This window comes from Kangsaoukella pontilimi (assembly GCF_009830125.1).
In the GTDB taxonomy this organism is placed as follows: Bacteria; Pseudomonadota; Alphaproteobacteria; order Rhodobacterales; family Rhodobacteraceae; genus Kangsaoukella; species Kangsaoukella pontilimi.
In genome coordinates this window covers 878127-891064 of record NZ_WUPT01000001.1, presented here as the reverse complement: position 1 = coordinate 891064, position 12938 = coordinate 878127, and the positions used below count along the sequence as shown (strand labels likewise).

The 12938-nt window shown below is 64.4% G+C and carries 16 protein-coding genes; 11 read left to right on the top strand and 5 right to left on the bottom strand.

The genetic code is table 11. From position 1 onward, the window contains the following. The first annotated feature begins 59 nt into the window (after positions 1-59). The 7 genes from GQ651_RS04505 (at position 60) to GQ651_RS04475 (ending at position 6758) form a co-directional block, all read left to right on the top strand. The gene (locus GQ651_RS04505) at positions 60-1226 is read left to right on the top strand and encodes an OmpP1/FadL family transporter (RefSeq protein ID WP_319637319.1); all 1167 of its coding nucleotides are present in this window, start codon (positions 60-62) and stop codon (positions 1224-1226) included. A gap of 109 nt (positions 1227-1335) precedes the next feature. After that, a complete protein-coding gene (locus GQ651_RS04500) occupies positions 1336-2244 on the top strand; it encodes a DMT family transporter (protein ID WP_227257955.1) in 909 nt (302 codons plus the stop codon). A gap of 61 nt (positions 2245-2305) precedes the next feature. Further along, complete coding sequence (locus GQ651_RS04495) at positions 2306-3169, top strand: ATPase (RefSeq protein ID WP_160763001.1); 864 nt, start codon at positions 2306-2308, stop codon at positions 3167-3169. A gap of 42 nt (positions 3170-3211) precedes the next feature. Next, positions 3212-4150, top strand: a complete 939-nt coding sequence (gene metA / locus GQ651_RS04490; RefSeq protein ID WP_160763000.1) for a homoserine O-acetyltransferase MetA — start codon at positions 3212-3214, stop codon at positions 4148-4150. A gap of 82 nt (positions 4151-4232) precedes the next feature. After that, positions 4233-5198 carry an alpha/beta fold hydrolase gene (locus GQ651_RS04485; RefSeq protein ID WP_160762999.1) on the top strand — a complete coding sequence of 322 codons (966 nt, stop codon included), beginning with the start codon at positions 4233-4235 and terminating at the stop codon, positions 5196-5198. An 83-nt stretch (positions 5199-5281) separates the two neighbouring features. Continuing rightward, positions 5282-6148, top strand: coding sequence for a polyphosphate kinase 2 (gene ppk2 / locus GQ651_RS04480; protein ID WP_160762998.1), 867 nt, complete (start codon positions 5282-5284; stop codon positions 6146-6148). Next, positions 6141-6758: a TetR/AcrR family transcriptional regulator gene (locus tag GQ651_RS04475; RefSeq protein WP_160762997.1), complete on the top strand. Its 618-nt coding sequence runs from the start codon at positions 6141-6143 to the stop codon at positions 6756-6758. Before ppk2 ends, GQ651_RS04475 begins: the two co-directional genes overlap by 8 nt. 138 nt (positions 6759-6896) lie before the next feature. On the opposite strand, the gene rpsI is transcribed toward GQ651_RS04475, so the two are convergent. Continuing rightward, positions 6897-7391, bottom strand: a complete 495-nt coding sequence (rpsI, locus tag GQ651_RS04470) for a 30S ribosomal protein S9 (protein ID WP_160762996.1) — start codon at positions 7389-7391, stop codon at positions 6897-6899. Positions 7392-7393: 2 nt separating this feature from the next. Next, positions 7394-7852 carry a 50S ribosomal protein L13 gene (rplM, locus tag GQ651_RS04465; protein ID WP_160762995.1) on the bottom strand — a complete coding sequence of 153 codons (459 nt, stop codon included), beginning with the start codon at positions 7850-7852 and terminating at the stop codon, positions 7394-7396. 272 nt (positions 7853-8124) lie between these two features. Between rplM and GQ651_RS04460 the strand changes: the two genes are divergently transcribed. Beyond that, positions 8125-8301: a hypothetical protein gene (locus tag GQ651_RS04460; protein ID WP_160762994.1), complete on the top strand. Its 177-nt coding sequence runs from the start codon at positions 8125-8127 to the stop codon at positions 8299-8301. A 31-nt stretch (positions 8302-8332) separates the two neighbouring features. Here the strand turns inward: GQ651_RS04460 and GQ651_RS04455 are convergent, their stop codons facing one another. Both GQ651_RS04455 and GQ651_RS04450 read right to left on the bottom strand, forming a co-directional pair. Next, on the bottom strand, positions 8333-10147 hold the full coding sequence (locus GQ651_RS04455; RefSeq protein WP_160762993.1) for an ABC-F family ATP-binding cassette domain-containing protein: 1815 nt from the start codon (positions 10145-10147) through the stop codon (positions 8333-8335). Between the two features lie 50 nt (positions 10148-10197). Continuing rightward, complete coding sequence (locus tag GQ651_RS04450) at positions 10198-10938, bottom strand: GNAT family N-acetyltransferase (RefSeq protein ID WP_160762992.1); 741 nt, start codon at positions 10936-10938, stop codon at positions 10198-10200. A gap of 102 nt (positions 10939-11040) precedes the next feature. On the opposite strand from GQ651_RS04450, the gene msrB reads away from it, so the two are divergent. Further along, complete coding sequence (msrB, locus tag GQ651_RS04445) at positions 11041-11445, top strand: peptide-methionine (R)-S-oxide reductase MsrB (RefSeq protein WP_160762991.1); 405 nt, start codon at positions 11041-11043, stop codon at positions 11443-11445. A 5-nt stretch (positions 11446-11450) separates the two neighbouring features. Here msrB and GQ651_RS04440 read toward each other — a convergent pair whose 3' ends face one another. Then, on the bottom strand, positions 11451-11915 hold the full coding sequence (locus tag GQ651_RS04440) for an outer membrane protein assembly factor BamE (RefSeq protein WP_160762990.1): 465 nt from the start codon (positions 11913-11915) through the stop codon (positions 11451-11453). A gap of 98 nt (positions 11916-12013) precedes the next feature. Here GQ651_RS04440 and GQ651_RS04435 point away from each other — a divergent pair, with 98 nt between their 5' ends. Next, on the top strand, positions 12014-12571 hold the full coding sequence (locus GQ651_RS04435; protein ID WP_319637317.1) for a YceD family protein: 558 nt from the start codon (positions 12014-12016) through the stop codon (positions 12569-12571). A gap of 144 nt (positions 12572-12715) precedes the next feature. Next, positions 12716-12922 (top strand): 50S ribosomal protein L32, encoded by a 207-nt coding sequence (gene rpmF / locus GQ651_RS04430; protein ID WP_160762988.1) that lies wholly within the window; start codon positions 12716-12718, stop codon positions 12920-12922. The last annotated feature ends 16 nt before the right edge of the window (positions 12923-12938 follow it).

Here is a 12938-nt window from a genome sequence, read left to right as displayed (position 1 = left end):
AATCGGTTCTCTTCGCAAACAGCCCCACCACTTAAGCACGAACATGGGGGAGACCGAGCGTGTCAGGGAAGTTTTTTGTTGCAGCCGTCGCTATGGGAGCGAGCGCGACGGCGGCTCATGCCGGCGGGATCGAGCGGTCGTCGCTGTCCACCGGCATTCTGTTTGAAGAAGGCAACTACGTCGAGTTTTCGTTCGGAAGCGTTGCACCCGACGTCTCGGGCGCTCAGGTCGGTACGTTCGACACGACGCCCGCGGGCGGCACCACGGTCGTTCCGGGGCTGGGTCAGAGCTCGGGCGACGTCGCGGCCGACTACAAACTCCTGTCGTTTGGCTACAAGAACGACCTGACCGACAAGCTGCACCTTGCGCTCATCGTCGACCAGCCGATCGGCGCAAATGTGGACTATGCTGCGGCGACCGCGATCCCGCCCTATGTCTACAATGCCGGCACCGGATCGCAGGCGGATGTGGACAGCCTCGGCCTGACCGCGCTGCTGCGCTACCAGCTTGAGAACAACATCAGCGTTTATGGCGGTCTTCGCGCCATCCGGACCAAGGGCGAGGTGTCGCTCTTCACCAGCTACACGATGAATACGACGACCGAGACCGACCTCGGCTATGTGCTCGGTGCGGCCTGGGAAAAGCCCGAGATCGCGGCGCGCGTCGCGCTGACCTATCAGTCCGAGGTCACCCATGACTTCACCGCGACCGAAGCCTTCCCGGCAGCTTCCATTCCGTCCTCGCCGACGCAGTTCTCGTCGACCATTCCGCAGTCGGTGACGCTGGAATTCCAGACCGGTGTGGCCGCCGATACGCTGGTCTTCGGCTCGGTCAAATGGACCGACTGGAGCGAATTCGACATCTCGCCGACCATCTTCGGGGCGACGTCGGGCGGCGGATCGCTGGTCGATTACGACGAAGACGTCATCACCTATAACCTTGGTCTGGGCCGTCGCTTCAACGACGAGTGGTCGGGCGCGATCCTGATCGGTCACGAGAAGAGCCAGGGCGGTTTCTCGGGCAACCTCGGCCCGACCGACGGCTACACCTCGCTCGGTCTGGCGGTCACCCGCACCATCGAGAACGTCGAAGTGACCGTTGGCGGCCGCTACATCTGGATCGGCGATGCCGAGACCGAGAACGGCACCGCACCGGGCACCGCGCTTGGCGATTTCGACGACAACAACGGCGTCGCTCTGGGCCTGCGCGTGGGCTACAGCTTCTGAGGCTGACCGCGCCGTCGAACCACGGAAAACCCCGCGCCCTTCGCGCGGGGTTTTTCTTTGCGCAGGTTCCGGGTCGCCGGGTGCAGGCCGCCCGACATAGGGTCGGCGCATGACACGCATCACACCCCGCATCTGGGCCGACATGATCGGCCTTGCCCTGATCTGGGGCGGCTCGTTCCTCGCCATCCGTATCGCGCTGGACGAGATACCCGTTTTTTCCTCCGTCGCGCATCGCGTGCTCTGGGCGGCCCTGGCGCTTTGGCTCGTGGTCCTTGTTCTACGGCAACCGGTGCCCAGAGACCTGCGCATCTGGGGCGCGTTCCTTGTCATGGGGTGTCTGAACAACGTGATCCCGTTCAGCCTGATGGCCTGGGGACAGCTTCATATCGAGACGGGGCTGACCGCAATTCTGAACGCCGCCACGGCGATCTGGGGCGTTCTGGTGGCCGCCGCGGTCTTCGCGGACGAGCGGCTGACAACACGACGCCTGATCGGCGTCCTGACCGGCTTTCTGGGCGTTTCCGTGGCGATCGGACTGGACGCGTTCGCCAGCTTCGACTTGGCGTCGCTGGCGCAGCTTGCGGTGATCGGTGGCACGGTCAGCTATGCGCTGGCAGGAAGCTGGGCACGGGCGCGGCTGAAGGGGATTTCACCGGTTGTCTCGGCGGCGGGGATGCTGACCGGGTCGAGCCTGATCATGCTGCCGCTGGCGCGTGCCATGGACGGCCCCCTGCCCCTTGCCATGGCGCCGGACACACTGGCCGCTGTCGCCTATTATGCGCTGATGTCCACTGCGCTGGCCTATCTTCTGTACTACCGCATTCTGGCGGCGGCGGGGGCGGGAAACCTGCTCCTCGTGACGCTCATGATCGCACCCGTGGCCATCGTCCTGGGCGCGGTTGTCCGGGGCGAGGCTCTGGGCGCCAATGCCTATCTGGGCTTCGCGCTTCTGGCGCTCGGGCTTTTGATCCTGAACGGGCGGCTTGGCCACGTGGGCCGAAAATCGCGGCCTACCTGATTGACCCGCCCCCTGCCGGGCCGTACCTCGTTGACGCAAAGGATCACGACGGACGACAGCGATGCTCTATGACAGTGCCGAGGCCTGGCGGAACGCGGACCGCAAGCGGATCATGCTGTTCGGCATGTCCGGGCTGGGCAAGACCCATATCTCGGCGCTTTTGCGCGAGACGGGCGACTGGTTCCACTACTCGGTCGATTACCGGATCGGCACCCGCTACATGGGCGAGCATATCGCGGACAACTTCAAGCGCGAGGCGATGAAGGTGCCGCTCTTGCGCGAGCTGCTGATGACGGACAGCGTCTATATCGCGTCGAACATCACCTTCGACAATCTCTCGCCCCTCTCGACCTATCTGGGAAAGCCGGGCGATCCGGCGAAGGGCGGACTGCCTTGGGACGAATACTGCCACCGCCAGACCCAGCATCGCGCGGCCGAGGTTGCTGCCATGCTGGATTCGGGGCATTTCGCGGCCCGTGCCGAAGACCTGTACGGGTATTCCAATTTCGTTTGCGACAGTTCGGGTTCGGTCTGCGAGGTCGTGGACCCTTGGGATGACGCCGATCCGGTGATGACCGCGCTCTCGAAGGTGGTGCTGCCGGTCTGGATCGAGGGGAACGACGCCCACACCGCCGAACTTGTCCGCCGCTTCGACCGTGCGCCCAAGCCCATGTGCTACAACGAGGCCTTTCTGGCCGACGCCTGGGAGGCTTACTGCGCCGAGACGGGGCTGGCCGAAGAAGACATCGATCCGGACGCCTTCGTCCGCTGGACCTATGCCCGCGCCCTTGCCCACCGCCAGCCGCGCTATGCCGAAATGGCGCGCCGCTGGGGCGTGACGCTGGCCGCCGACGATGTGGCCCGCGTCACGATTGAGGCCGACATGATCGAGCTTGTCGCAGGCGCCCTTGAGGCGCGGGGATAAAGCGCCTATTTCCAACGGCTCAGCCAGTTCAGGAACGGACCCATGCCGATCAGACTTCCTTCGACCCTGCCCGCCTATGACGTGCTTACGCGCGAAGGCGTCATGGTCATGGACGAGGATCAGGCGTCCAAACAGGATATCAGGCCGCTGAAGATCGGGCTTCTGAACCTGATGCCCAAGAAGATCCAGACCGAGAACCAATTCGCCCGGCTGGTCGGCGCTACGCCACTCCAGATCGAGTTCCACCTGATCCGCATGACGGAACACGAGACCAAGAACACCGCTGCCGAGCATATGGAGGCGTTCTATCGTCCGTTTCAGGAGGTTCGGGACGAGAAGTTCGACGGTCTCATCATCACCGGCGCGCCGATCGAGCACCTGCCCTTCGAGGACGTGACCTACTGGGACGAGTTGGTCGAAGTGATGAACTGGACCCAGACCAACGTGCATATGACCTTCGGCGTCTGCTGGGGCGGCATGGCGATGATCAACCATTTCCACGGGGTGAAAAAGCATATCCTGCCGGAGAAGGCGTTCGGCTGCTTCCGGCAGATGAACCTCGCCCCGCAAAGCCCTTATCTCAGGGGGTTTTCCGACGAATGTCTGATCCCCGTCAGCCGCTGGACCGAGATGCGGCAGGACGAGATCGAGGCAGCTGACGGTCTGACCACTCTTCTCGGCTCGCCCGAGACCGGCCCCTGTCTGGTCGAGGATACGACGCATCGCGCGCTCTATATCTTCAACCACTTCGAATATGACAGCGGCACGCTGAAGGAAGAGTACGACCGGGACGTCGCCAACGGCACGCCCATCAACGTGCCGATGAACTATTATCCCGGCGACGACCCGTCCCGCCCGCCGCAGAACCGCTGGCGCAGCCATGCCCATCTGCTCTACGGCAACTGGATCAGCGAGATCTACCTGACCACGCCTTTCGATATGGCGCAGATAGGTCAGGCCTCGACGGATCTGAGGCGCTAGGCCGGGTGGTCGGGTTCGGACAGTCCTCTATGTGGTGGAGTGAGAAACACGACCGCCTCGGAAGGCCGCCTTGCCACGCCCCATGCTGACCACGACCCTTTTCCTGCTCGCCGCCGTCATCGCTCTGGCGCTCTTCGTGGATCGGCGTGCCGACCTGCGCGAGGCCGAGATCGAAGCGCGTTTCCCGCCCGAGGGCCGGATCGTACAGGTGGACGGGCGCGACGTTCATGTGGTCGTCCGTGGCGAGGGGCCGGACCTTGTGCTGATCCACGGGGCTGGGGCGAATTTCCGGGACATGGACATGACGCTCGCCGACGAACTTTCCACCCGATACCGGGTCTTCATGGTCGACCGCCCGGGACATGGCTGGACCGCGGCCGGCGCGCCCTTCTCCGGCGCCTTCGCCACGGCGGGCGAAAGCCCGCGCTCACAGGCGAACATTCTGTCGCGCGCGGTCGCAGAACTTGGCGCGGAGAATCCTATCGTGCTTGGCCATTCCTTCGGTGGTGCGGTGGCAATGGCCTGGGCGCTTGAAGCCGAGGCAGCCGCGCTCGTTATTCTCTCGGGCGTGACGCTGCCCTGGCCGGGCGAGGTGGATATCAGCTACCGTGTGATCGGCTCAGCCCTTGGCGGGGCGGTTCTGGCACCCCTCGGGGCCGCCTTCGTGCCGCGCAGCTATGTGGCGGACGTTCTGGAAAGCACCTTCCATCCGCAAAGCCCGCCGCCCGATTACCTATCCCGCGCCGGTATCCCGCTGGCGATCCGGACGGCGACGCTCAGAGCCAATAACAGGCAGGTGAACACGCTCCGCCCCAAAGTCGTCGATCAGGCCGGAGACTACGACCGCCTGACGTTGCCCATCGAGATCCTGCACGGCACGGCGGATCGGACCGTCTTTGCCGACATCCATGCCGAGCCGCTGGCCGAGCGGCTGCCCAACGCCGAGCTCACGCTGCTCGACGGTCAGGGTCATATGCCCCATCACAGCGTCCCCGGCACCATCATCGAGGCCATCGACCGCGCAGCGGCGCGCGCGGGGCTCCGGTAGCTTTCCGGGCGCCGTTCCGCGACGGCCCGATTGCGCTCTACCCGCTTCGCGCCTAGATTTCCTTAAAAGTGAAAGCGAATAACATGTCCCTGCCCTTCGATGGCGCCATCAGCAGTTTTTTCGAATCTGACGCCCCCGACGACATCCGCGAGTCCATCCGCTCGGGCGGCAAAAAGGATATCCTGTCCGACAGCTATCCCTATGACGAGGCGATGGACAGGGAGGACTACGAGGACGAGCTCGAGGCGCTTCAGCACGAACTGGTCCGGTTCCAGGCCGATGTGAAGGAGACCGGCAAGCGCGTTGTCGTGGTCTTCGAGGGGCGCGACGCCGCCGGCAAGGGTGGCACTATCGCGCGGTTCCGGATGAACCTGAACCCCCGCGTCGCGCGTGTCGTCGCGCTGTCGAAACCGTCGGACCGCGAACAGGGCGAGTGGTATTTCCAGCGCTATATAAGGCAGTTGCCGAGCGCGGGCGAAATCGTGTTGTTCGACCGTTCTTGGTACAACCGCGCCGTGGTCGAGCATGTCTTCGACTTTTGCACCCCCAAGCAGCGGCAGCATTTCTTCACCCAAGTGCCCGAGTTCGAATCCATGCTGATGGACGAGGGCATCATTCTGAAAAAGCTCTGGCTGAACGTGGGCCGCGCCGAACAGCTTCGCCGCTTTCTCAAACGCGAAAAAGACCCGCTGAAGCAGTGGAAACTCTCGTGGATCGACGTCGAGGGGCTGAAGCGGTGGGACGCCTACACCGCTGCTATCGCCGAGACCTTCGAGCGGACCCATGGCGGCCATGCCGCGCCCTGGACCGTGATCCGCTCGGATGACAAGAAGCGCGCGCGCCTTGCAGCGATCCGGGCCGTGCTCCACGACCTCGACTATCAGGGCAAGGGCGACGTGGCCGCGCCGGACGCCTCGATCGCCGGGGGGCCGGACGTCTGGGATGGCTAAGCGTGGCTATCATCACGGCAACCTCAAGCAGGCCCTTGTGGACGCAGCGCTCAAGCTGATCGAGGACAAGGGACCGACCGGCTTTACGCTGTCGGAAGCCGCAAAAGAGGCCGGGGTCACCCCCGCCGCCGTCTACCGCCATTTCGAGGGGCGAGAAGACCTTATCGCGGAAGCGGCGCGGCAGGGCTACGAGATCTTCTCCGACCTCATGGAATACGCCTACGAGACCGGTCAGCCCTCGGCGCTGGCCTCGTTCGAGGCGACGGGCCGCGCCTATCTCGCTTTCGCACGGCGCTATCCCGGGCATTACGTGGCAATGTTCGAAAGCGGCATTTCGATCCAGCGCACGCCCGACCTGGCGCAGGTGGCGCAACGGGCCTTCGCGGTGCTGGAGCGCGCGGCGGCGAACCTGTCCGAGCATATCCCGCCCGAGAAACGTCCGCCGCCGCAGATGTTCTCGGCCCATATCTGGGCGCTGAGCCACGGCGTGGTGGAGCTCTTCGCGCGCGGCTCACCGGGGACCAAGTCGCCCTTCCCGCCCGAGGACCTGCTGGAAACCGGGATCGGCATCTACCTGCGCGGCCTTGGCCTCGTGCCGCCTGACGACTAGGGCGATCTCCGTCCCTTCTTCTGTTCTCAAATACTGAACGGCGATCGCGCAAGCGATCGCCCCACCGCGACGACGAAGTCGGCGCAAATGAAAAGGGCCACCCAAGGGCAGCCCTTTCGCAAGTCCTGTCGGCCGGGATCAGCGCTTGGAGAACTGGAAGCTCCGGCGGGCTTTCGCCTTGCCGTACTTTTTCCGTTCCACCACACGGCTGTCGCGGGTCAGGAAACCAGCTGCCTTCAGCGCCGGGCGCAGCGACGGATCGTACAGCTGGAGCGCCTTCGAGATGCCGTGCTTGACCGCACCGGCCTGACCCGAAAGACCACCGCCCTTGACGGTCGCCATCACGTCGAACTCGCCGTCGACACCGGCCACGGTGAAGGGCTGACGCAGGATCATCTGCAGCACGGGACGGGCAAAGTAGACCGCCATTTCCTTGCCGTTGACGGTGACCTTGCCGGAGCCCGGCTTGATCCAGACACGGGCGACCGCGTCTTTCCGCTTGCCGGTGGCATAGGAGCGACCCAGCTCGTCACGGACGGGCTCGTGCGAGGGCTGCGCCTCGACAACGGTTTCCCCGGCGTCGGCGCCGACCGCCTCTTTCAGGTCGTCGAGCGTCTTGATGTCTTCTGCCATGATCAGCTCCGGGTGTTCTTCTTGTTCATGGACGCCACGTCCAGAACGGTGGGATTCTGCGCCTCATGCGGGTGCTCGGCACCGGCGTAAACGCGAAGGTTGGTCATCTGCTTGCGGCTCAGGCGGTTGCCCGGAAGCATGCGCTTGACGGCCTGCATCACGACGCGCTCGGGGTGCTTGCCCTCGAGGATGGCGCCGGTGGTACGGCTCTTGATGCCGCCCGGATAGCCGGTGTGCCAGTAGTTGGGCTTGTCGCGCTTCTGGCCGGTCAGCTGCACTTTCTCGGCATTGATGACGATGACGTTGTCACCCATGTCCATATGCGGCGTGAAGGTCGGCTTGTGCTTGCCGCGCAGACGGTTGGCGACGATCGAGGCGAGGCGGCCGAGAACGACGCCCTCGGCGTCGATCACCACCCAGGACTTCTCGATGTCCGCCGGTGTTGCGGTAAAGGTTTTCATGTCACTGGTCTCTTGGTGAGAGTTTGGATGCGCGGTGTCTAAAGGTTCTGCCGCGCCAGTCAAGATACATTTCTTCGTATTTTATCAGCAATTACAGACACTTAAAATTACGGTATTATTTTACCCCATCCCATTCAACAGAGAGTCCACAAATCGAACCGGTTTTTTCCCTGCTCTGCACCGCTTTGTGCCGTATTTTATGCGTATCGTAATGTTTGAGGGCGTCGTCTTGGCCCGGTCTTTGTTTTTGTAACGAGTGAAGGAGCTGGTTCATGCTCGCCATGATTTTTCTTTTCTGCACCGCCATAGGCCTTCTTCTGGGCGCCGCCGCGTTTCTGATCGGCGGACCGGCATTTCTCGGTCTTGGCTTCGTCCTGCTGATCCTTGCTTTCGGCGCGTCGATGCTGATCGCGTCGGAACACGAGGCAAAGGGAACGCCGGCAGAATAAGGCGGCTTTGTCCCCTCGGCCCCAACGAACCTCAGCCGCCCGCCTTGTCTTCCAGCGTGAGCCATTCGTCCTCGGCGCTGGCAAGCTTGCTTTGCCGTTCCGTCAGAGCCTCGGTCGCCTTGGCGAACTTGACCGGTTCGCGGGTGTAAAGGTCGGGATCGGACAGAAGCTCTTCCAGCTTGGCGATTTCCGCTTCCAGCCGGGCGATAACGCCGGGCAGTTCCTTGAGCCGGTGACGCTCGGTGAAACTGAGGGCGGGCTCTTTTGGCGCGGCCGGCCTGGCTGGTTTTTCGGAGCCACGGGGGGTGGTTTGCTTCTCCGGCTCGGGTGGTGCCGAAAGCTTCCGCTTCGGCGCATAGTCCGACCAGCCTCCGGCATGGACGACAATCCGTCCCTGCCCTTCGAGCGCCACGGTGGTTGTGGCAACGCGGTCAAGGAAATCGCGATCGTGGCTGACCAGAAGGACGGTGCCATCGAATTCGTCGAGTTTTTCCTGCAGGAGGTCGAGCGTTTCCACGTCGAGGTCGTTGGTCGGTTCGTCGAGCACGAGAAGGTTGGCTTCCTTCGCCATCAGCTTGGCCAGCAGGAGCCGCGCCTTTTCCCCGCCAGAGAGCGCGCGGACGGGCGCGCGGGCCTGCGCCTCGTCGAAGAGGAAATCCTTGAGATAGCCCACCACGTGACGTGGCTGGCCCCTAACCATGACCTGATCGGCATTCCCTTTCACACGCATGTCGGGATCGCCCGTCAGGCTTTCCCAGAGCGACATGTCGGGGTCGAGCGCGGCGCGGCGCTGATCGAAGACCGCCATCTCGATGGTGGTGCCGAGCGTCACCTCGCCCGCGTCGGGCGCGAGTCGGCCGGTCAGCATTTCGATCAGCGTTGTCTTGCCCACGCCGTTCGGGCCGACGAAAGCGATGCGGTCGCCGCGCGCCACGCGGAGCGAGAAGTCGCGGCAGATGACCTTGCCGTCATAGACCTTGGTAAGACCGGTCGCCTCGATCACGCGCTTGCCGCTCTTGGGTGCCGCACCCAGGTCGAGCGCCGCCGCGCCCTCGCGCCGGATCTGGCCCGCCCTTTCGGCCCGGAGCGCCTGCAGCGCGCGGACCCGGCCCTGATTGCGCTTGCGACGCGCGCTGATCCCCTCGACGGCCCACCGCGCTTCGGCCTTGATCTTGCGGTCGAGCTTGTGGCGCGCCTCGTCCTCTTCGGCCCAGGTCTTCTCCTGCCACTCCTCGAAGCCCGCGAATCCGCTGTCGCGGCGGCGCATCTCACCCCGGTCAAGCCAGAGCGTGCCCTTGGTCACGCGGCGAAGGACCGCACGGTCGTGGCTGATGATGACGAAGGCCTGCCGCGATGTGGCAAGCCGCTCTTCCAGCCATTCGATTGCCTCGATGTCGAGATGGTTGGTCGGCTCGTCAAGAAGCATCAGGTCGGGCGCCTCGGCCAGAAGCTTGGCGAGCGCGGCTCGGCGACGCTCGCCGCCTGAAGCGGTCTCCACGGGCGCGGAGGGGTCGAATTTCAGCCCTTCGGCCACGGCCTCGACCCGCCAGAGGTCCGCAGGCCCGAGGTCGCGCGTGGCGAAATCTCCAAGCGTCTCGCAGCCCGACATGTCCGGGTCCTGTTCGAGATAGCCGACGCTGTCGCCCGCGGTCACGACGCGCTCACCCGCATCCGGCTCGATCAGGCCGGCCATGACTTTCATCAACGTGGACTTGCCCGAGCCGTTCCGCCCCACAAGCGCCAGCCGGTCGCCCGGCTGAACGGTGAGGGACAGGTCGTCGAAAATCGGATCGCCGCCGAAGGTCAGCGAGATGTCGGTCAGTTGGAGAAGTGGAGCGCGCGCCATGGCCGCGAGCTATGCCGACGCAGGTCCGGCGTCAACGGGGGACGGTGGCCCTAGCCCGCCACGGCGCGGAGGACACGCGCGCGCGCGGGCGGGATGCGGCCGATTTCCAGCCCGGTGAAGACGTGGAGCGTGTTCATGTCGGTATCCACCACGGCGTGATCGCTGACCCAGCCGCCCATGGTCAGGTAGCTGCGCAGCAAGGGCGGCATGGTCTTGAGCGCAATTTTCCGGTCCGGGCGGCGGCGGAGACGTGCGGCGAAGCGGAAGACGTTCGGTGCCTTGACGCGGGGCCAGAAGCGTTTCGGCGCAAGGTGGCGGTCGCGGAGCATGGCGAAGGCGTCGGCATAGGCGCGCTGGTCGGTGCCGTGGAAGGACGAGCAGCCGAACAGGAACGCGACACCCTCTTCATCCACGAAGCGTGTCATGGCACCCCATGCCACGCGCAGGACCTCCGGGTCGAAGCGGCCGGGCGCGACGCAGAAGCGGCCCATCTCGGCCATGGGACCGGTGAAATCGGCCAGCGCGGCAAGGTCGTAATACTGCGCCGAATAACTCCGCCCGATTTCGGCACCAGAAGCAAGCGGCAGAAAGCGGAAGGTCGCGACGAGATCGCCGGTCGTTCGATCTTCGATCAGGACATGGCGGCAGATATCGTCATAGGCGTCGCGGTCGCGGCCATCGGCGCGGGGGGCGGCACCGCCTTCCTCGATAAAGGCCCGGTGACGCAGACGCTGCGCGGCCTCCACATCGGCATCGGATGCGGCCATGCGTGCAACATAACGTCCCGGCATCGTGATCTCCCGGCGGTTGGTCCGGCCTCTGGCCCATCCTAGATAGGCATGAGACGAGCATCGCACATCTGTGGATGCAAGAATATGACGCAAAGGACCGAAATGGACAAAGTCGTGAAATCAGACGCCGAGTGGCGTGCGCAACTGGACGACCTGGAATTCAAGGTTCTGAGGAAGCACGGGACCGAACGCGCCTTTACCCATGACGACTTCCCGAAAGAGCCGGGCACGTTCATGTGCAAGGGCTGCGGCGCGCCCTTGTTCGCGCAAGCCGACAAGTTCGACAGCGGCACGGGCTGGCCGTCTTTCACCAAGCCGATCGACGGCGTGGAAAGCGATATGGTCGGCGAGCAGGAAGACCGCAGTTTCTTCATGCGCCGGACCGAAGTGCATTGTAACCGCTGCGACGGGCATCTGGGGCATGTCTTCCCGGACGGTCCGCAGCCGACGGGCCTGCGCTACTGCATCAACGGCGTGTCGCTGACATTCGAGCCCGAGGAGGACTGAGCGCCTCAGTTCTCGTCGAGGATATCGCCCGCGCTGAGATTGCCGAAGTTCGAGAAGAGCTGACGCAGGAAGCTGACACCCTCGATATTGCTGTCGGTGACACGGCGGTTGAGGGCGACGATGCGGCCGTCTTCGAGACCAAAGCGCTCGATATTCGACACGACGCCCGAGCCGGTGAAGCTGATCGCGACGACCTCGCGGTCGACTTCCACCGGCTCGCGCCAGAGGAAGCGCTCGTAGTCCGAGCGGACGTAGTACCAGCCGGTGTCCTGTATGACGCCCGTGGTGCCGGGTCGGCCGATGAGAAGCGCGACGGTATCCTGAGTATCTCGGCCCACGACAATGGTGTCGAGCGAGGATTGTTCGGGAATGTAGCCATGGCGGTCCTCAAGCGTGGCGCAGGAGGCGAGGAACAACAGCGCCGTTCCGGCTGCTGCCGCCTTCAGACCCGTTCCGCTCGATTTCGTCATTGTAACGCCCCGCCGTGCCCCACCTGGGCCTTGCCATCGCATCCCAGGATGCCTAGTCGGCATAGCCAGAAGGCCCATCGGGATCAAGGAGAGGAATGATGTCAGACCCTCAAGACGCACCCATCCGCCTGTCTGGCGAGACGCGGCAGCGGTCCTTTCTGGTAGAGCCGGACGCCGGGGCGCGCGTGAAGATCGCGGAGGACCTCGGAATCAGCGCGGTGAAGAAGCTGCGCTTCGAGGGTACCGTATCCCCTGACGCCGCGCGGGACTGGCGGCTTGAGGCCAAGCTGGGCGCCACGGTGGTGCAGCCCTGTGTCGTGACGCTGGAGCCGGTGACGACGCGGATCGATGTGCCGGTCGTGCGCCGCTACCTCGCCGACATGCCCCAGCCCGAGGCGGCGGCGGGCGCCGAGGTCGAGATGCCCGAGGACGACAGCGCCGAGCCCCTGCCCGGCTCGGTCGATCCCGCCGCTGTCATGGTCGAGGCTCTGGCGCTGGCGTTGCCTGACTTTCCGCGCGCCGAAGGCGTCGACCCAGTAGAAATCAGCGTCACCGAGCCGGGCCAGACCCCGATGACCGATGACGACGCGAAGCCCTTCGCGGGGCTGGCGAGCCTGCGCGACAGGCTTGAAAAAAAGGACGATGACGAGGGCTGAAATCCCGCTTGCGTTTCAAATGAATCGCAGTATGTTCCCGGCCTCGTTTGAACATTGGGTTGGACATGCGCGACGCGAGCGCGTATCAGCCTTTTGACCGTAGAAACTCCGGGGCACGGCCCCCTTGAAATCCGAGGATGTGACATGGCTGTCCCTCAGAATAAAGTCACCCGTTCGCGCCGCAACATGCGCCGTGCGCATGACGGGCTCGTCGCCGACAACCCGGCCGAATGCCCCAACTGCGGCGAACTCAAGCGCCCGCACCACGTCTGCGGCGCCTGCGGCCACTATGCCGACCGTGAAGTGGTCGCACAGGCCGACGAGATCGACCTCGACGAAGACGCGGCCTGAGCCGGCGCGCTCCCGG